Origin of the sequence: Massilibacteroides vaginae, assembly GCF_900178525.1 — a bacterium.
In the GTDB taxonomy this organism is placed as follows: domain Bacteria; phylum Bacteroidota; class Bacteroidia; order Bacteroidales; family Tannerellaceae; genus Massilibacteroides; species Massilibacteroides vaginae.
This window is the reverse complement of the sequence record NZ_FXDJ01000006.1, coordinates 403,114-424,275: the sequence shown is the minus strand read 5'-3', so window position 1 is coordinate 424,275 and position 21,162 is coordinate 403,114. Positions and strand designations below refer to the sequence as shown.

Sequence of the window (21,162 nt, the reverse complement as noted above, 5' to 3'; positions counted from 1 at the left end):
CTCTTGTTTACAGAAGAGGTGTCCTGATTTTTCCTTATATGATTAATACTATGATTAAAACACGCCTATCTTTTTTAATAATTTTACTACTCTCTGCTGCCTCTATGGGGGTTAGAGGTCTTCATGTGCAGCAACTTAAATGTGAATACCTGGAATCTCCCAAAGGATTAGACGCTAAACATCCGAGATTCAGCTGGACATTATCGGCAACGAGTGCGTCTGATTACGCAAAATCACAGACGGCATACCGTATTCTTGTAGCCGACAATCAGAAAGATGCGGATAAAAAGTCGGGTAATATGTGGGAGTCCGGATGGATTCAATCAGATAAGACACAACAAATCCCGTATGCCGGATTAGCCTTACAATCAGACCGGACTTATTATTGGCGTGTACAGACAAAAGATGAAGCCGGAAAGGAATCTCAATGGAGCAAGATTGACAAATGGACTACCGGATTATTTGATAAAAACGACTGGACAGCCGATTGGATTGGCTGTGACATTATATATGACCCCTCTCTGCCGGAATGTAATATCCCCGACCCCTGGTTCAGGAAGTCTTTTGAAGTAAAGAAAAAACCGGCGAAAGCCGTTCTGTTTGTTGCTTCCGTAGGTTATCACGAATTATATGTGAATGGTAAAAAAATAGGAGACGAAGTATTGGCTCCTGCAGTAACAGATCATACGAAACGTGCCCGCTACATCGCTTATGATATAGCAGCGGAACTAAAGTCCGGCAAAAACACAATTGCCCTGTGGTTAGGTACTTCCTGGTCGATATTTCCTCCTTATGTAAAAGCCGGTCTGCCGCGCACTCCGATGGTTATAGCGCAAGTGGATGTGTATGAAAAAGGGCAGGAGGCACCAGTTTTACGGATAAAAACAGATCAATCCTGGAAAACACATCCAAGTCCGAATAAGCTGTCCTGTAAATGGTCTGAAAATTATTTCGGAGGAGAAGTGTGGGATGATAATAAATCGATACCCGAATGGAACCAGGCAAACTATAATGACCAGGCTTGGAAGTCTGCCACGGTGTATAACCCCAATTTGCTAATTTCAGCTCAACGGGTAGAAGGAAACAAACTTTACGACGAAATACATCCCATTGGAATAGAAGAAAGACCGGACGGTTCGTACCGGGTTGATATGGGTGTAAACTTTGCGGGTTGGACAAGTATACATGTAAAAGGACAGCCGAACGACCGGATTGAGTTCCTGTTTTCTGAACGGGAACAAGAAGAAATGACATTCAGAAACTTCAGTGCCTATATTATTGGCCCGGCAGGTAAGGGTACTTTTAAGAACAGATTCAATTACAGTTCCGGACGCTGGATCACGATCAAAGGATTGAAGGAGAAACCGTTATTGTCCGACATCAAAGGTTGGATGGTTCGCACGGGTTATCAGTCAGCCTCTACATTCGAGTGCTCTGATCCGTTGCAAAACTGGATTTATGATCGCGTGCTGTGGACCTACCAGAATCTCTCAATCGGAGGTTATATTGTGGACTGTCCGCAACGTGAACGATTGGGCTATGGTGGTGACGCGCATGCAACCGCTGAAACCGGATTGCTAAATTTTAAAACAGCCGCTTTCTACACCAAATGGATGGAAGACTGGCAAGATGTTCGTGGAACAGAACCGGTTGTCGGAGATATGAACAATGCTGAATGGGCCAGAAAAGGGATTATGAGCGGACGACGTTTGAATAACGGAATCTTACCACATACGGCTCCTACTTACGGCGGTGGAGGCGGTCCTTCTTGGGGTAGTATAACGGTGGCTTTGCCCTGGTTGCTTTATCAGCAGACGGGCGACAAGCAGATTCTGGAAGAAAACTATGAACTAATGGATGAGTGGCTGCAATTCCTGCAAACGAAAACAACGGATGGTATTATGAGACGCTTTGGAGGCAACTGGGACTTTCTGGCCGACTGGCTTTGGCCGAATGCCACGGCAGAAGGTATGAATAACAGTAAGCCGGAAGCTGAATGTTTCAATAGCTGTTTTCTTGTGTATAACTTCCGTCTCATGGAAAAAATAGCCAATGCCTTAGGAAAAACTTCAGATGCCATTAATTGGAAAGCAAAAGCCGAAAGAAATAGTCTGGCTATCCACGCGGCTTATTTTAATCCGGACGATGCGAGTTATTCGGATAAATCGATGGGGAATCTGGCGATTGCTTTATTGGCAAACGTGCCTCCGGCTGATTTAAAAGCACAGGTGATGAAGCGCTTGGAAAAGGAAATTCTGGATATACGAAAAGGACATATCCATGTAGGAATTACGGGAGGTGCTGTTTTGTTCCGATTGCTTAAACAAGAGAATCGTCCTGATCTGGTGTTTTCAATGCTTTCGCAAACGGATTATCCAAGCTGGGGGTATATGAAAGCAAACGGAGCGACTACTATCTGGGAAATGTGGGAGAAAGATCTGCCCGGACATTCTCTTTTACACAGTTCTTATCTTTATCCCGGAGCCTGGTATATTGATGCGTTGGCCGGTATTCGCGCGGACGAGAAAAGTCCGGGTTATAAACACTTCTTTATTACTCCTCCATTAGCCGGCGAGACTTCGGTGGACTGGGTGAAATGTTCATTTGATTCTTCCGCGGGAATGATCAGGTCTGATTGGACTAAGCAGGAGGGAAAGACTACACTTCGCATAGTTATTCCGCCGAATACGACTGCTACTGTTGCTTTCCCTTCCGATAAGGGAGACGTGCGGATTGATAAAGCACAATATGCCGTTAATGTGGGTGAGAACGGAAACTATATATACTATAAGTTGCCTTCAGGAAATTACTTATTGACAAACGAATAAAAACAGAACGATCATGAACAGGTTGCGATTTATATACGTTATTACATGCCTTACCGTGTGTTGTATTATCTCTTGTGGAGATAAACAGCAGACTTTTGTTTCTATTGATAAGATAGAAGCCGGTTTTAAGGCTATTCCTTCTTCTGTTCAAACCAGTGTTTACTGGTATTGGATCAACGGTAATATTTCCAAAGAAGGCGTAGTGAAAGATCTTTATGCCATGAAGGAAGTAGGTATAAATCGCGCGTTTATCGGAAATATAGGTGATCAGGAGGGTATTCCACACGGGCCGGTGAAATTATTCACCGATGAATGGTGGGAAATTATGCATACGGCATTGAAAACCGCGGCTGAGCTGGATATTGAAATCGGTATCTTTAATTGTCCCGGATGGAGCCAGTCCGGAGGGCCATGGATCAAGCCGGAGCAAGCAATGCGTTACCTGGCTTCTTCCGAGATAACTGTTCAGGGACCTAAACAATTGCACTGCCTGTTGCCTCGTCCGACGGAGGAATTTGAGGATGTGAAGCTACTTGCTTATCCTGTACATGCCGGTTATCGGGAAAATCTTTTAACACAGGCGGATAAGGGATATGCTTTGAAAGAAGGAGAGTCAGCGCTCGACTTAATTCTTCCGGCTGAATCGATTGTCCGTAGCTTGCTGTTCTTTCCGGCAGGTAATGTGTATGCAGGCGTAGAACTTCAGGTCAAAGAAAACGGAGCTTTTAAAACGATCAAGGCTTTTACGATAAACCGCACGAATGCGAATCTGAATGTCGGTTTTGAACCCTACGCTCCGGTAGCAATTACGCTTCCCGAAACGAAGGCGAAGGAGTTTCGCCTGGCTTTCAAAAATGCGACCAAAGGTGCGTTCAATAAAATAATACTGACGCCGACTCCTGTTGTAGAGCGTTATGCGGAAAAGTCTTTAGCGAAAATGTTTCAAACGCCGCTGCCTTACTGGCACGATTATATGTGGGATGTTCAGCCAATGGTTGATGAGGCGGCATTGCTGATCGATCCGTCTGCTGTTTTGGATTTATCAGACAAGATGGATGATAGTGGCAAGCTGACATGGGATGTTCCCGCCGGGGATTGGATCGTAATGCGTACGGGAATGGCTCCGACCGGAGTTGTTAACGCGCCGGCTGATCCGGAAGGTACGGGCTTGGAAGTTGACAAAATGAGTAAGCAACATGTAGCCGATCATTTTGATGCTTTTCTGGGAGAGATTATCCGTCGTATTCCGGAGGCCGATCGCAGAACATGGCGTGTTGTGGTGGAAGACAGTTACGAAACCGGCGGACAAAACTTTACGGATGGCTTCCTAACCGAATTTGCCGACCGATATGGCTATGATCCATTGCCTTATCTTCCTGTATTTAAAGGACACACGGTGGGAAGTCCAGACTTGTCTGATCGTTTCCTTTGGGATGTAAGGCGTTTGGTTGCGGATAAGGTTGCGTATGATTATGTAGGTGGTCTGCGCGAGGTAAGCAATAAACACGGATTGACTACTTGGCTGGAAAATTACGGACATTGGGGTTTTCCCGGTGAGTTTCTCCAATATGGCGGACAGTCTGACGAAATCGGCGGTGAGTTCTGGAGTGAAGGTGAGCTTGGTGATATCGAAAACCGCGCGGCTTCTTCATCGGCGCATATCTACGGAAAGACGAAAGTTTCTGCCGAATCATTTACAAGTGGCGGTTCTCACTTTGCGCGTTATCCGAAAACGATGAAACAACGTGGAGACCGTTTCTTTACCGAGGGAATCAATAATACATTGCTGCATGTCTATATTCAGCAGCCTTACGAAGATAAAAACCCCGGCATGAATGCCTGGTTCGGCAATGAATTTAACCGAAAAAACACCTGGTTCAGTCACCTCGATCTTTTTACAGACTATCTGAAGCGGTGTAATTACATGCTTCAGCAGGGAACATACGTTGCCGATGCCGCTTATTTTATTGGTGAAGACGCACCGAAGATGACCGGAGTGTGTGATCCGGCATTACCTGAAGGATATTCTTTTGACTATATCAACCGTGAGGTGTTAATGACGCGTGTTTCGGTAGTGAACGGAAAACTAACACTTCCCGATGGATTACAATATAGCGTTCTCGTGCTGCCTAAACAGGAAACGATACGCCCTGATCTGCTTGCGAAAATTGCGGATTTTGTAGAACAAGGAGCCATTGTGCTTGGTCCTCGCCCGACGCGTTCGCCCAGTATGCAGAACTATCCCGACGCGGATATAGAAGTGCAGGATATAGCCGCTTCGCTGTGGGGTGAAGTAGATGGCGTACAGGTAAAACAAGCCCGTGTGGGAAAGGGTATGATCTGTTCCGGCATGACGATGGAAGAGGTATTCGACCTGATTGATGTCAAACCGGATATGCAAACAAAAGAAAGCGATCCGCTGCTTTTTATCCACCGACAACTGCCTGATGCCGATGTTTATTTCGTTTCCAACCAGTCGGAAGAAACAATTACGGTTTCTCCCGGTTTTCGTGTGGCCGGTAAACGTCCCGAACTTTGGAATCCTTTAGAGGCAAGTTCGCGCGAGCTTCCGGCCTATAGCGTGAAAGACGGAGTGACTACCGTTCCGTTAGTGTTTGCCCCTCTTGAAAGTGCGTTTATTGTTTTTCGTAAATCAGGAGGAAAGGGCAACAACGAAGGCGTGACGGCAAATTTCCCCACTCCCGAACAGCTTGTTACACTCAATACAGCCTGGAACGTGCAATTTGACTCAAAGAGAGGAGGTCCGGCAGAAGAAATCCGTATGGAAACCCTGACGGATTGGACTTTATCACAAGACGACCGGATAAAGTATTATTCCGGAGAGGCTGTGTATAAGAATAACTTTGAATTAACGGCCCTTCCTGACGGTGAGATTTACCTCGCGTTAGATAAAGCATCTGTTATGGCGAAAGTCAATATAAACGGTAAAGAAGCCGGAGGCGTTTGGACAGCCCCCTGGCGTGTGAGGATTACAGATCAGGTGCAAAAAGGAGTGAATACGATTGAAATCCGGGTAGTGAATAACTGGGTGAATCGATTGATCGGAGACAGTCGGTTGCCGGAGTCGGCACGTTCAACCTGGGCACCGGTTAATCCGTATGGACCGGACAGTCCGTTGCAATCCTCCGGATTAACAGGTCAAGTTCGTGTAATTAAAGTAGATAAATAGTTTTTTTTATAAGCAATCTGAATTTTGACGGCCGTGCTTTTGTCTTTTGACGGCCCTCAAAAAACAAAAGCACGGCCGTCAAAAGACAAAAGCACGAGCCTCAAAAATTGAAAACATAGAAAAAGAACATAAAAATGAAACAAAACAACCTCTGTATTGTACTAAGTTTTTTGCTTTTGCCTTTGATGCTAAAGGCACAACTGCCTTCGGTTGTGCAGGATGCTAACAAGAATATCCGCAAAACGGAATTAACCCGTACTTACCTCACGCCTACACGGATAGTCTGGCAGTCGGATAAGACGGGTAATTATGTAAAGAATCCGGATCTGCTGTTGAATCCGGGCATTGGACAAGCGGACATGAACGCGCGGGATAAGTTTAAGCTGATCAGTGACGCTTCGCATAAAGGCGGTATTGTGCTGGATTTTGGCTGCGAAATACAAGGCGGTTTGGAAATTGTTACTACCGGAGCCAATCAAAATCCCGCGGCACGGGTGCGTGTGCGCTTTGGCGAATCGGTGTCGGAAGTAATGAATGATGTGAAAGGACCTAAAGGAGCAACAAACGACCACGCCATGCGTGATGAAGAGGTGGTGCTGCCGTGGATGGGTTGCATACAATTAGGGCAAACCGGTTTTCGTTTCGTTCGTATTGACCTGTTGGACGAGCATGTGGAATTAGACCTGACGGAGATAAACGCGATCTTCACCTACCGCGATATACCGTATCGGGGGTCATTTACCAGTAGCGACGAGCGGTTGAATAAAATATGGATGACAGGCGCCTATACCGTGCATGTAAATATGCAGGAATACCTTTGGGACGGAATTAAACGTGACCGATTGGTGTGGATTGGCGATTTACATCCGGAGATAATGACCGTAAATGCTGTATTTGGCTATAATGAGGTTGTTCCTAAGAGTCTCGACCTGATTCGTAACACAACACCGCTTCCCGACTGGATGAACGGCATTAGTTCTTACTCGATCTGGTGGTTGCTTATACAGCGTGACTGGTATTACTATCAGGGTGATCTGGCTTACCTCAAAGAACAGCGGGAATACCTAACCGGACTGCTTCGTCATTTACTTGGCAAGGTAGATAAAGATGGGCGTGAACAGTTGGATGGTAATCGTTTTCTGGATTGGCCTTCGAGTGAAAACAAGCATGGCATAGATGCCGGATTGCAATCGCTTATGTTGTGGGCCATGAATTCGGGAAATGAGCTTTGTCTTGTTTTGGGCGAAGACCAATTGGCAAAAGAATGCGCAGCCGCCGCTAAAAAACTGACCAAAGCCGGACAGAAGTTGGCAAAAGAGTATAAGAAACATCAAACCGAACGCGATGCTCCGGGCGCTAAACAAGGAGCGGCATTAATGGCGTTAGTGGGATTGATGAAGACAGAAGACGCGGATAAGAATTTTCTTTCATACAACGGATCGCGTGGTTTCTCTACCTTTTATGGTTATTATATGTTGAAAGCAATGGCCGAAGCGGGCAACTGCCTGGGTGCGATGGATGTGATCCGTGAGTTTTGGGGCGCTATGCTGGATCTGGGGGCGACTACCTTCTGGGAAGATTTCAATATCGACTGGCTCCCGAACGCGAGCCGTATCGATGAGGTAGTGCCTGAGGGGAAAAAGGATATTCATGGTGATTATGGTGCCTATTGTTACATTGGGCTGCGCCATAGCCTGTGTCATGGCTGGGCTTCCGGTCCGACTTCGTGGCTGAGCGAGTATGTGTTGGGCGTAAAAGTGCTTGAACCCGGCTGTAAAACGATACAGATCCGTCCTGAATTAGGAGACCTCGAGTGGGTGGAAGGCACATTTCCTACTCCGTATGGCGATCTGAAAATTAGTCATAAAGTAGTAAATGGTAAGGTGGAAAGCCAAATTGATGCACCAAAGGAGATTCGTATTGTGCGTTAAAAATGAAAATAAGTATGTATCTTTCAAATCTGCTTACAATATTAAATAAATAAGAAAACTATGCTATCAATAAGAAAAACGCTTGCCGCGTTATTGGGAGTGCTGTTGCTCAGTAGTTGTGTAAATAATACGGAACCGGTTAATCTGCGTACCGAATATTTAACAGACCCAATAGGGTTGGATACGCCTAACCCGCGGTTTACGTGGGAATATACCGGAGAGGATGAAAACTTTATCGCATCACGGCATGAAATAAGTATCGGAACCGATCCGAAAAACCTTCAAACGTATACCGAGGGTATGCCTCTACAGTCGCATACCCGTTATTATTGGCAGGTTGCTGTTTGGGATCAGAAAGGTAATAAGAGTCGCCTTTCGGAAATAGCCTGGTTTGAAACCGCAAAGCTATCAGCTTCCGACTGGACCGGCTGTTGGATAACAGACACGCTGGATAAGGAGCACGAACCGGCACCGCTTTTCCGCAAAACGTTTACCGCCGGTAAAGAGATTAAGAGCGCAAGAGCCTATGTGTCGGCCGCAGGATATTATGAGTTGTTTATTAACGGTAATAGAGTAGGGGAAAACTACCTTGACCCCGGCTATACGCATTTCGACAAACGAGTTCTTTATGTAACGCACGACGTAACCTCCCTGCTGCAACAGGGAGAGAACGCCGTGGCGGCCGCTTTGGGAAATGGTTGGTACAATATACAATCGGTTGCGGTTTGGAACTTTGAGAAGGCGCGCTGGAGAGATCGTCCGCGTATGCTTTGTGAGTTGCGCATTACGTACGCCGACGACTCGGTTGAAACAATTATAACCGATAGTTCATGGAAGACTGCCACGGGCGCGCATACTTATGATAATTTGTATAGCGGTGATCAATACGATGCGCGTCTGGAAGAAGTGGGTTGGAAAACAACTTCGTTTGATGATGGCAAGTGGACTGCCGCGACAGAAACTACGCAACCTGCTCCTTTGTTGGTAGCTCAACAAATGCCGGGTATCCGCATCGTGGAGGAGTTTAAGCCTACAGCCGTGAAAAAGTTCAGTGATCAGCTCTATGTTTATTCTTTTCCGAAGAATATCTCCGGACTTTGCCGACTGAAAGTAAAAGGCGATGCCGGAACACGTATCACGCTGAAACACGGTGAACTGTTGAAAGAAGACGGTCGCTTAGAACAAGGGAATATAAATGTGTACTATCACCCGGTAAAGCCCGGCGAGGTTTTCCAGATGGATGTGTATACGCTTAAAGGTGGAGGAGAGGAAGAGGTATATGTTCCTTCGTTCGCTTACCACGGATTTCAGTATGTGGAGTTGGAAAGCTCTGCTCCGGTAGTGATGACAACAGATAATCTGACTGCGCTGTTTATGCATACGGATGTAAAAGCAACGGGCGATTTTAAGTGTTCGAACCCGCTATTGAATAAAATATGGGATGCCACCATGTTGGCTTACCGCAGTAACCTGCACAGTATACCGACCGATTGTCCGCAGCGCGAAAAGAACGGATGGACGGCCGATGCGCATGTTGCGATAGACCTCGGACTGCTCGGTTTTGACGGCATTACACTGTACGAAAAGTGGATGAACGATTTCATTGACAACCAAACAGAAGCCGGAGATGTCTCGGGTATTATTCCGTCAAGTAGTTGGGGCTACGGTGTGTGGATCGGACCGGTTTGGGATGCCGCTATGTTTATTATCCCGAACGCATTGTATAATTACTACGGAGAAACGCGTGCGATAGAAGCGCTATATCCTACAATGGAGAAGTACTTGGCATACCTCAAAACGAAAGAAGTTGACGGAATGTTGAATTATGGACTTGGTGACTGGGTGTATTGGAAAGCAACAACACCCAACGATTATACTTCCACAGCCTATTATTACCTGGACTATTCGTTGATGGCTAAATTTGCCACTTTGCTTGGTAAAGACGCAACTCCTTATCAGCAAAAAGCAGACGAAATTAAAACACTCATCAATAAGAATTTCTTCAATGAAGAAACCGGTGTTTATGCCAATGGAACACAGACTGCACAAGCATTAGCACTCTATTTACAACTGGTGCCCTCCGGTAAACGTCAGTTGGTTGCGGATAAGCTTCATGAAATCGTAGCAGCCAATGATTACTTTCTGGACTTCGGACTGATTGGCAGTAAAACAGTTCCCGCCATGCTTACCCGTTATGGTTATGTAGAAGATGTAATGAAGATGCTTACTAAAACAGAAGCTCCGTCGTGGGGCTACTGGGTAGAAACAATGGGCTATACAACGCTTCCGGAAACCTGGACACTAAGTCCGGAGTTTAGGGATGCCTCGTTGAACCACGTTTTTATGGGAGATATCTCCGCCTGGATGATGAATCACCTGGCCGGAATCCAATACGACGAGGATTATCCCGGATTTGAGCATATCTACATCCAGCCGCACTTTGTAGAAGGCATAGACTGGGTGCATGGCGAATATAAATCGCCAAGAGGAATGATTCGCAGTGAATGGAAGCGCGAAGGAGAACGTTACGGACTTACCGTTACAATCCCTATGGGCACTCAAGCCACCGTGTTGGTGGATGAAAAAGAATTCAAAATAGGCGGAGGAACGCATCAGCTGATCTTCCGTTGATAAAAATCTCATACCATGAAACACCTACTTCTACTACTTATCACCCTACTCGGCTGCCAGCCTATTGCTGGTAAAGCCGAAGCATGGAAAGGACGCTGGATCAATACCGAACAATGCCAAAGCGCAACAAATACCTGGCTGACCTACCGTAAAACAGTAACTGTCGATAAGCTACCGCAAAGCCTCATTGCCAAGATAGCAACCGATACAAAATACTGGCTCTGGATAAACGACCAACTTGTTGTGTTCGAAGGCGGACTAAAGCGCGGCCCCAGCATGCACGACTCGTATTACGATCCGGTAGAGATCGCTCCTTACTTGAAAAAAGGCGATAACCTGATAGCTGTTTTAGTCTGGCATTTCGGTAAAGACGGTTTCTGCCATGTTAACAGTGGAAAAGCCGCCTTGCTATTCGATGCTCAGGCGGATGGTATAGAAATAATCTCGGACGACAGTTGGCAATGTGCCGTTTACGGAGCGTATCAGAATACAGAAGCTCCCTTCCCGAATTTTCGTCTGCCGGAAAGCAATATCCGCTTTGATGCCCGTCAGGAAATGATTGGCTGGATGTCGGCAGGTTTTACGAAACATTTACCCCAAGCAGTTATGATTGCAGACGCCAACGAACCGCCTTTCGGTAAATTGGTGGAGCGTCCTATTCCGCAATGGAAAGATTACGGACTTAAAGCATATCCCCAAACTCGTTACTCTGCTACTAAAGACACGCTCTTTTGCAAACTGCCTTATAATTGTCATATCACGCCATATCTGAAAGTAAATGCTTCCGCAGGTAAAACAATCCAAATGCTGACCGATAATTATGAAGGAGGTAGTACACCCAATGTGCGCGCGGAATACATCACACGTGACGGAGTGCAGGAGTATGAGAGCTACGGCTGGATGAACGGTCACGAAGTATGGTATCTTGTTCCGGAAGGAGTGGACGTGTTGGAGGTGAAGTTCCGTGAAACAGGTTATAATGCGGAGTTTTCCGGTTCGTTCCACAGCAATGATGAATTCCTGAATGAATTATGGAAACGCTCTGCCCGTACACTTTACGTAACCATGCGAGATACGTATATGGACTGTCCTGACCGCGAACGTTCCCAATGGTGGGGAGATGAGGTGAATGAATTGGGAGAAGCCTTCTATGCTTTGTCTCCTTCTTCCTGGCAACTGGCAACCAAAGGCATTTACGAACTGATGAACTTTCAACGCAAAGACGGCGTGATCTATTCTCCTGTTCCTGCCGGCAACTGGTTTAAGGAATTACCACTGCAAATGTTGGCCTCTGTAGGCTGGTACGGATTCTATACGCAATACTTTTTCAGCGCGGACAGTAGCTTCGTTGCTCCCATCTACGACGGACTGCATACTTACCTGCATAAAGTATGGAAGCTGGATCAAAGCGGATTGCCGGTTGAACGCGCCGGAGACTGGACTTGGGGCGACTGGGGAGATAACGTTGATTTAGGCGTACTCACTACCTGTTGGTATTACCTCGCTCTGAAAGCCGAACGCGAATTTGCCTTACAGTTAGGAAAACAGACGGATGCTGACCGGAACTTGCAGCTGATGCAAACAATAGAAAAATGTTTCGACACGAAGTACTGGACCGGAACCTGTTATCGTTCTCCCGGCTACAAAGGTGAAACCGACGATCGTTCGCAGGCAATGGCTATCGTATCCGGACTGGCTACAAAGGATAAATATCCGGCATTAACTAAAGTGCTGAAAACAGAATACCACGCTAGCCCCTATATGGAAAAATATGTATTGGAAGCTCTTTTTCAAATGAAAGAATCGTCCTTTGCTATCGAACGAATGAAGAACCGGTACAACAAGATGATGAGTTACCCCTATACAACGCTATTTGAAGGTTGGGACGTTGGTCCGGGAGGTTTTGGCGGCGGTACGATCAACCACGCATGGAGTGGGGGACCACTAACCATTCTCAGTCAGAAGCTATGTGGTCTTGAACCCACTTCTCCCGGTTTCAAAACATTTAACGTATCACCGGACCTGGGTTCCCTCAAAGAAGCCTCCGCAACAATCGAAACCCAATTCGGCTTTATCCGTGTAGACATAAAAAAGCAAGGAAAAAGCCTGACACTCAAACTTGAAGTGCCCGAAGGAACAGAAGCAAAAGTGCTTCTTCCAAATCAGAAAGCAAAGGTGTACGGCGCAGGTGCGCACGACATTAAATAATCACCTTAGAATGCGCCGCATTTACGAAAAGGATATCGCCTATTTCATCAAATTCAGAGAAGAATTCTATTGGGTCATGTTTAATGATTTCTTCTCTGAATCCCATGATGGTGAGCCCGGCTAAGCGGGATTTCTGACCAATCATTTCATTCATGGTTTGACCTTCCTGCAACGAGACAATTTCAATGTTGGTCAGCGTGATTGGAAGTCTGCCTTCAGCAATGCGTTTTGTAACTTCTTCTTTTACAACTTCGCTTTCGCCTTTAACACTTGTGATGAACAGCTTTATATGGCTGTGTTTCCAATCCGGATGCGCTATGATAATGTAACCTAACAAGATCATTAGGTTGGTGTTCTTTTCGTCGGTAGATCGTATCCAGACATGTATGTCATTTATGTTGCGGATCGGATAAGTGGATTGGGCAAAAATACAAACGTCAAAATCTCCCGCACGGGCCATGTTGATGTTGTCGAGAATACGGTTAAGTTCTTCCGGTTGTGTTTTATCATACTCAAAAAGTACCATGTTATTCTCCATTCCCGATATTGATGGTGTCTGAATAACTTGGGCAATGGCTGAGGTGTATGATGGCGAGATCATGGTGTCGATATATAATGCGCTGCCACTTTCGTGCTGAATACTGATTAGCTCTTTTAGTATTTCCTGAGACTCTGCATGCGTTTGTTTGCTGTAATAGCCCTCGATAAAATGAAAATAAGTACCAAAACCATGTTGGTGACTGATCCATTTCATTAAGACTAATACTTTATTCCGTTCGAAAGAGTGGGGGGATATGCAAATAGCAGATGGTCTCCATTCCTCTACGTCAACATTGTATTGCTTTTTCTGTAAATATACCCGGAGCAAACGGTTGAGTTGAAAAAGTGTTCCCCTGAAAATAGAAACCATTCCTTTTTCACTTTTATTATAATGCTCAATGAGCAGATAGATGATTATGATTGTGAGGTACGCAAGAACCGTATAGAGTGAATCGATCATGAACATAACCCATACCGAAAGCAAAAAACCTCCGAGCGAGAAGAACCACTTCGATCTAAACCTGGGTCTGTAAGAAGGCGAAGAACCAAAGTGATTCAGGAATGAAATAAGACAAAGTGTGCCGTATGTGATTAAAAAGAACATGGTAATAACGCTGGCTACGGCGTTTATGTTTCCCATTATAACAAATACTAAGGCAATAATAACCGAAACGAGTGTTGCGTTGAAAGGTTCGTTTAGAGGACCTTTTCCTTTGGAGAGAAATTTATTAAGCCTTGGGTAAGGAATGTTTTTATCGCTGGCAATCGCTTGCAAAATACGAGGAGCAACCATAATAGACCCTACTGCTGATGAGAATGTACAAGCAGCCAACCCAATCGGAATCACGAAGTTGCCAAAAACAGTTATTCGAGACATGATAAGTTGATCGGCCACTAAATCTGCCTGAGGTGCTGAAATGGCAAGTTTCCAGACTACAAATAAGTAAACAATCAATCCGGTAAGTGTTCCGGTTATCGTGCCGATAGGAATAGATTTGCTGGGATTCTTTAAATCTCCACTCATGCCTACTCCTGCTGTCATTCCTGTAAATGCGGGAAAACAGATCGCAAAAATGATGAAAAAGCTTTCTTTGTTGATGAACGTAAAATTCGAAGGCGCAGGTGTTGCTGTTATAAATTCGGCTTCTTCCGGTTCTATGGGTTTACCTAAAAAGAATAAGAGCAGAGATGCGAATAAAATAAAATTGACAATGTAAAGCATTTGCATACCTATGCTGGAGCCTTTTCGCAAAATCAATATAGCTAATAAGAGTAAAGCCGGTATGCTGATTGCCTGACGTGGTAATTCAAAACCAAATGAAGTGATCCACCAATTAAATAAAGGAGTGAATGCTTCGGTGAAACCGATAATATAGAACGCAAGACTGATAACTTGTGAGAAATAAAGCGTAATACCAATTGTCGAACCGATTTTCAAACCGAAAGAACGCGAAATAATAAAATACTCACCTCCTCCTTCAACCCGGGTATTTGTAGCAATCTCGGAAATGGCCAAAGCCGTGGGTATAGTGATAAGATGACCGAGTAATACAACTAATACAACTCCCCAAAAACCAAGCGTACCTATAGCGAAACCAAACCTTAAAAACAAAACTACACCTAATATTGTAGAAATGGCAGTTAGGAAGACGGGCGCTACTCCATACCCGGCGTTAGTGCTTTTTTTATCAACAAACTTCATGTCATTCAAATTTTGTCTATGTAAATGTGCCTATTTTTTCTGAAAGAAGGATGGCTTTAATTAATTATTTATCTTTGCTTGTGGTAATACCTATATATATGATGAAAAATAAGTGTGCTCTATTTCTTGCGTCTTTTGTTCTGTTTTCTTCCCAATATGCAGTAGGACAGGATAATAAAGATGAAACAGAGAAAACAATATATCGATTGGAAGCTATGGGGTCTGCTGCGACCGGCGAAAACACCCCCTTCTGGATTGTTAGTAATCGAAACGGAGTTGTGCCTTTAGATGCCGGAAACGGATTGCTTCGAGCCGGAGTTTTTCATAATCAAACGTTTGGCAATGGGTTCAGATGGACTGCCGGAGTTGATCTGGTAGGAGCAGCTCCCCGGTATCGCAATGTTTATCTGCAGCAACTATATGCGGAAATCGGCTATAAAGCCATTCTTCTTAGTGTAGGGAGTAAAGAGCGTTATAACTCGATTGTAGATAAACGATTAAGTTCCGGAGATATGGTGCTTTCGCCAAATGCGAAACCTATACCGGAGATAAATTTCAGTATTCCCGAATATGCAACAATTCCTTTCACCGGAGGTTGGCTGCAGGTAAAAGGTGATTTTTCAATCGGAAAATCATTCGATTCTGCCTATTTGGAGGATTATGTTTCAGCTTCGAGTAAACCCAAAACGTATGTCGATAAAATATTATGGCATCATAAATCAGGCTTTTTACGCATAGAAGATACATTAAACGAATTTCCATTGTTCGGAACACTGGGATTAGAACATTGGGTGCAGTGGGGAGGAAATTCCACTGATCCGAAAATAGGAAAACAACCACAATCCATCAAAGACTTCTTACGGGTTGTGGCAGGTAAAGAGGGTGGAGAAGAGGCAACTCTTTCCGATCAGATCAATGCGCTTGGAAACCATTACGGAAGCTACTATTTTGGCTTAGGATACAAACTTCGTGGTTTTGGAACGTTGCAGGCTTATCACCAACACTATTTTGAAGATAAATCCGGTATGGAATTAGCAAACGGAATAGATGGTATTTGGGGAATAGAACTCAAAACAGAACAAGTATCGTGGTTGAAAAAGATCGTGATCGAATATTTGAATACAAAGAATCAAAGCGGACCAATGCACTTTATTCGATTTGACAGGGATAAATATTCCGGTCGTGGAGGCGGTAACGACGATTACTACAACAATGGAGAATACACTACAGGAGCATCTTACTTCAACCGTGCCTTGGGATCTCCGCTATTAATCTCTCCGGAGTATAACGGAAATGGTGAGATCGGATTTAAGAATAATCGTGTGGAAAGTTGGCATTTAGGAGCAGAAGGTGCTATTACAACAAACCTATCCTATCGTTTGCTGTTAACGTCGATGACCAGTTGGGGGCGTTCCAGCAAACCATTCCTCAATACAAAATCGTCCGTTTCTACTTTAGCTGAAGTAACCTATACCCACCCCCGATTAAGCGGATGGGAGTTTGGTGGAGTAGTTGCTTTCGATACCGGCGATATGTTGGAAAAGAATGCCGGTTTTAGCTTAAGCATTCGCAAACAGGGCGTTTTGAAAAACTGGTAACTTGCTTATTTATACTTATCCCAAAGCGTAGACGAAATAGTAGCTTGTGTAGCATCTGCTAACTGTTGCAGCTCTTTTTTCTGAGAAGAGGAGATGCCCGCTGTGCTCACAGGCGGATGAATAATCATTTCCATGCGGTGCCTTCTGAGGTTGAACGAATCTATCGGCAGCACATCAAAAGGTCCATTTAGCGTTATAGGTATAATCGATAAGTGTTGATCTGTAGCCATTTGGTATGCGCCCTTTTTAAAACGTATCATCTTTCCGTCGTATGTGCGTGATCCCTCCGGAAAGATGGCAATAGAAGCTCCATTGCGCAATGAATGTTCCGCGTCCAAAACTGATTTAGCCGCAGCTTTAGGCGTTGAGTTATCTACAAATATAAAACCCGCGGCACGACAAGCAGCACCAACGAACGGTATTTTGCCTAACCCCATTTTCATCACCCATTTAATAGGAACGCCGAGAAAACCATAGATTAAAAATATATCGAACGCTCCCTGATGGTTGGCTACAAATACATAAGACTGATTTTTAGAAATATGTTCACGTCCGCTTACTTTGACAGGACATAACGCCAAAAAACAAGTAAGACGCGACCAAATCATTCCCGGATAATAAGAAAACACCCTGTCTCCTCCCAATAAACATCCAACTATAACCGTTAGCGCAGTTAGCAATGTAAGGACAAGAAACACAGGAACAAAAAACAACCAGGTATAGATATTATAAACAAACTTCAACATAGCCTAAAGATTTACTTACAAATATAAAGGCTAAAATGAAAGGATTGGTTTTTTTTCGCTTGAAATATTTTTACAATCGGGTTATTATTGCTTTATTTGCGGTAGGAAAAAAAATCATATAATAATATCTGTAACCATGAAACAGCTAATTAAGTATCTTGGAGTTATAGTTCTGTTAGTTGGTGTTGTAATCCTTGCAATCCCTACAGCTCAAGGATCTCTGAACAACGGTATCCTTACAGCAGGTTTAGTCACAATAGTTATTGGCTATCTTGGACACATCTTCATCAACAAACGAATCGAAGACTAAAAAACGATTTCATTGCGAAATAAAAAAAGCTACTGTGCAAACGGTAGCTTTTTTTATGTTAAAAAACGACTGATTTAAGTTAAAATCAAGCCTTTTCCTAATCGTTGAATATCAGCAACTTATGAAGCCAAAAAACATAAAGGATATTTTTGGGAAAATAACCTTTATTTTTGAAAATATAAAGGTTATGTTTTTATTTATATAGTATTATAAAAAAACACCTTTGTTTTAAGACAAAATTTGAATTGTTAAATTGTGTCGATAAAGGACGATATGACAACCGGGCATTTTATTTGATTCCTGAAAACCCAACGCCCGGGGATGCGCTTCCGGGGTTATGATCTTCGGGATCTATTGCTTTGTAGATTGCATCTTGAATACGGGTGCGGATATCTAATTGTCCGAACTTTGTGTTTGCTCGCGTTGGGAAAACCCGATTGCTGAGGAATACGTATATAAGATTGTTGCTTGGGTCAATCCAGAAACAGGTGCCCGTGAAGCCTGTATGTCCGTAAACTGAGGCCGGCGCAAGTACTCCACATGGTGAGAGGCGTGCGTTTCCGATAAGTGGTTTGTCAAATCCTAATCCGCGCCGGCTGTTCGGACTTTTAGAACCGGTAAATAAACGACTTGTCTCTGCCGATAGGTAACGTTCATCACCATACATTCCTTGCCCCAGTAGCATTTGTGAAATTTTTGCGATATCATTGGCTGTGGAAAAGAGTCCTGCATTGCCGGACACGCCTCCTTGGAAAGCGGCAGCTTCGTCGTGCACATAGCCGCGGACTAATTGTCTTCTTACAAAACCATCGTTTTCGGTAGGGGCGATACGCGTTGTATCCATGTGGTGAAGCGGATTGTAATAGGTGTATCGTGTGCCTAATCGTTTGTAGAAACCGGTGCTCAGATAGTTGTCCATGGCTATTCCTGTTGTCTTTTCAGTAATCATTTTCAGCAACATGAAGTTTACGCAACTGTAGACATACTTGCCCCTTGTGGAGAGTTTGGAGTCTTTTATGGTTTGAATGATGGTGTCTTTAAATGAGTCGTGAACAAAGAAATTTTTGGCCACTTCGGTCGTGAATTCCGGTTTAGAGGTTGAGGATACCATTGACGGAAGATACAAAAAATCATTCCTAACATAGGTTCGTGAGTCAAACTGCACGGGATGGGTAGCGTTCTTTGTGGCGCTATACAAACTTCCGGTGTAACTCTCTTTGTCAATCGCACTAAGGTAGAAATTGATGCTTGGTATCATACCGGACTGATGAAACAGCAGTTCTTTTATGGTCAGATCTTTTTTGTTTGACTCTTTCAGTTGAGGGATAAACTCGGATATTTTGCTATTGAGTGTAAATTTCTTTTCATCGTATGCTTTCATGACCGCCAATAACGTTCCGGCAGCTTTTGACATGGAAGCTATATCGTAGACGGTTGTTTCGGTTACCGGATAATCTAATGTACTGTCCTGATAGCCGAAAGATTTGTTATAAACAATCATGCCGTCTTTCGCGACTAAAACCTGACAACCGGGAAAGGCTTTTTCGTCTAACCCTTCTTTCACGATTTTGTCTATCACGTCCAATCGCACCTGATTTAGCCCTACCTCTTCAGCTTCGTGATAACCTAAGCGTGTTTTTTTCGTAAATAATCCAGTACCTGCAATATATAGGTCAGGAATTGTTACCGGTAATTTCCCTTTTGCTTCAATCCCCCCGAATATAAGTTGAGCGGCATATTCCTGTGCTAATGGAGTGCTTTCATAAGCCATTAATACGGAATGAGCATTTTGTATGCTTTTAGTATACGATTTGCAGAAATAAGGAATCGTAAAAAAAGAATAAATCAACTCTTTCTCGGTAGCCAATTTACGTAGAGCCTCACTTTCCGGTACCCGTACAGTATGCACTCCGCAAATAATTACATCGTATTTTGCAAGTTGAGCATAGACTTGTCTTACATGAGCTTCCGTTGAACGAAGTCCAATACTGAAACAAGCAACAGAATCATATCTGTTTAACATTTTCTGAAAAGGATTGTCAACATCGCTGCCAATAGATAATACGGCGATCTTTTTCTTGTCGAGTTGTTTCAAGGGGATGGTTTCCTGCTTGTTTTTTAACAAAGTTATCGCTTCGGCATTCAGCCGGGCTGTAATCCAGGCGGCATGAGGCGAATTAAGCCTTTCATCCAGTCCCTTTGTATCGATAGGCTTGTACTGGTTAAGACCGGTGATGTATTTGTAACGTAGAATTTTAAGGCATTTATCCTCTATGTCTTTAATGTTTAAGATGTTTGATTCTAAGGCGTCTTTAACTGCTTTGAAATCAGTAATTGGGCTTGCTGAAGCAAGTAAAACATCATTTCCGGCCAATAGAGCCATAACAGACAGGTTGTCTTTCTTATTTGTTGTAGCTCCTTTCATGGCTAACGCATCCGTAAAACATAAACCACGGAATCCAAGCTCTTTTTTGAGCAGATCGTTCACAATTACGGGTGATGATGAAGAAGATTGCCTACTCTTGTCGAGAGCAGGTACAGAAAGGTGTCCGGTCATCATGCCTGCGAATCCTTCATAGATATAGCGTTTAAAAGGAAGAAGTTCAACTTCATCAAGTCTTTTTTTGTCATGCCTCACAACAGGCAAAGTGTGATGCGAGTCGTCCGAGGTGTCTCCATGTCCCGGGAAATGCTTTGCTACCGCTATCACACCCCCATTCTCAAGTCCGCGAGCATAGGCGATACCTTTATCAGCAACAGCCCGTGGGTTTTCGCCGAAAGACCGAAGCCCGATCACCGGATTGTCGGTATTGCTGTTCACATCGATAGAAGGCGCGAAATTTATTTGAATACCCAATTCTTTGCATTGGCGAGCTACCTCTTCTCCGTATGTACGGATCAGTTCGTCGTCTTCAATTGCACCTAACATCATATTTTTAGGAAAACGAGTTGTTCCGGTTAATCGCATGGAAAGCCCCCACTCGCCGTCTAAAGATACAAATAACGGGACTTTAGATGCTTTCTGCATTCGGTTGGTTACTTCGGCCTGTGCCGTGGGGTTTCCTTTATGAAATAAAACGCCGCCAATTTTTAGTTCATTGATGTAACGGAACATTTTCTGCATATTCCGGGTATCCGATTTAGGATCGGCGATAACCATGAAGAGTTGTCCGATTCGCTCGTCGTAAGTCATTGAGTCAAAAACAGAATCTACCCAATGATTCATTTTTGCTTGATCCGTTTTAGCGTATAAATTAGGATCAGCCTGCGCGTATCCGGTTGCAATGCCCGAAACACAGAGGCATGCGATATATATATAATGTTTTATGTTTATTCTCATACGAAATTCTATCTTTACTATCAGCTATTGAATACCAAAAGTACGTAAAAAAACGGGTTTAAAGAATTTTGCGGTAGAATTGATAAGAGGCTATCTTCGCAGACAGCCTCTTATTTAAACAACATTTGTTGTTAACCT

The 21,162-nt window shown here is 44.0% G+C and carries 9 protein-coding genes; 6 read left to right on the top strand and 3 right to left on the bottom strand.

Features of this window, described 5'->3' with window-relative positions:
* Nucleotides 1-50: 50 nt before the first annotated feature.
* From B9Y81_RS02185 to B9Y81_RS02165, 5 genes are all read left to right on the top strand, one after another.
* The gene (locus tag B9Y81_RS02185; protein ID WP_085535349.1) at nucleotides 51-2,828 is read left to right on the top strand and encodes a family 78 glycoside hydrolase catalytic domain; all 2,778 of its coding nucleotides are present in this window, start codon (nucleotides 51-53) and stop codon (nucleotides 2,826-2,828) included.
* A 13-nt stretch (nucleotides 2,829-2,841) separates the two neighbouring features.
* On the top strand, nucleotides 2,842-6,018 hold the full coding sequence (locus tag B9Y81_RS02180) for a glycosyl hydrolase (protein WP_085535348.1): 3,177 nt from the start codon (nucleotides 2,842-2,844) through the stop codon (nucleotides 6,016-6,018).
* Between the two features lie 134 nt (nucleotides 6,019-6,152).
* Nucleotides 6,153-7,949, top strand: coding sequence for an alpha-L-rhamnosidase-related protein (locus B9Y81_RS02175; RefSeq protein ID WP_245832383.1), 1,797 nt, complete (start codon nucleotides 6,153-6,155; stop codon nucleotides 7,947-7,949).
* Nucleotides 7,950-8,009: 60 nt separating this feature from the next.
* Nucleotides 8,010-10,580, top strand: a complete 2,571-nt coding sequence (locus B9Y81_RS02170; RefSeq protein ID WP_085535347.1) for a family 78 glycoside hydrolase catalytic domain — start codon at nucleotides 8,010-8,012, stop codon at nucleotides 10,578-10,580.
* A gap of 15 nt (nucleotides 10,581-10,595) precedes the next feature.
* Nucleotides 10,596-12,788 carry an alpha-L-rhamnosidase-related protein gene (locus tag B9Y81_RS02165; protein WP_085535346.1) on the top strand — a complete coding sequence of 731 codons (2,193 nt, stop codon included), beginning with the start codon at nucleotides 10,596-10,598 and terminating at the stop codon, nucleotides 12,786-12,788.
* On the opposite strand, the gene B9Y81_RS02160 is transcribed toward B9Y81_RS02165, so the two are convergent.
* A complete protein-coding gene (locus B9Y81_RS02160) occupies nucleotides 12,781-15,030 on the bottom strand; it encodes an amino acid permease (RefSeq protein WP_085535345.1) in 2,250 nt (749 codons plus the stop codon). The two genes, B9Y81_RS02165 and B9Y81_RS02160, sit on opposite strands and share 8 nt — an antisense overlap.
* 98 nt (nucleotides 15,031-15,128) lie before the next feature.
* Here B9Y81_RS02160 and B9Y81_RS02155 point away from each other — a divergent pair, with 98 nt between their 5' ends.
* Nucleotides 15,129-16,628 (top strand): capsule assembly Wzi family protein, encoded by a 1,500-nt coding sequence (locus tag B9Y81_RS02155; protein WP_245832382.1) that lies wholly within the window; start codon nucleotides 15,129-15,131, stop codon nucleotides 16,626-16,628.
* 5 nt (nucleotides 16,629-16,633) lie between these two features.
* Here B9Y81_RS02155 and B9Y81_RS02150 read toward each other — a convergent pair whose 3' ends face one another.
* Nucleotides 16,634-17,374 carry a lysophospholipid acyltransferase family protein gene (locus tag B9Y81_RS02150; protein ID WP_085535344.1) on the bottom strand — a complete coding sequence of 247 codons (741 nt, stop codon included), beginning with the start codon at nucleotides 17,372-17,374 and terminating at the stop codon, nucleotides 16,634-16,636.
* A 599-nt stretch (nucleotides 17,375-17,973) separates the two neighbouring features.
* Nucleotides 17,974-21,024 carry a serine hydrolase domain-containing protein gene (locus B9Y81_RS02145; RefSeq protein WP_085535343.1) on the bottom strand — a complete coding sequence of 1,017 codons (3,051 nt, stop codon included), beginning with the start codon at nucleotides 21,022-21,024 and terminating at the stop codon, nucleotides 17,974-17,976.
* Nucleotides 21,025-21,162: the final 138 nt, after the last annotated feature.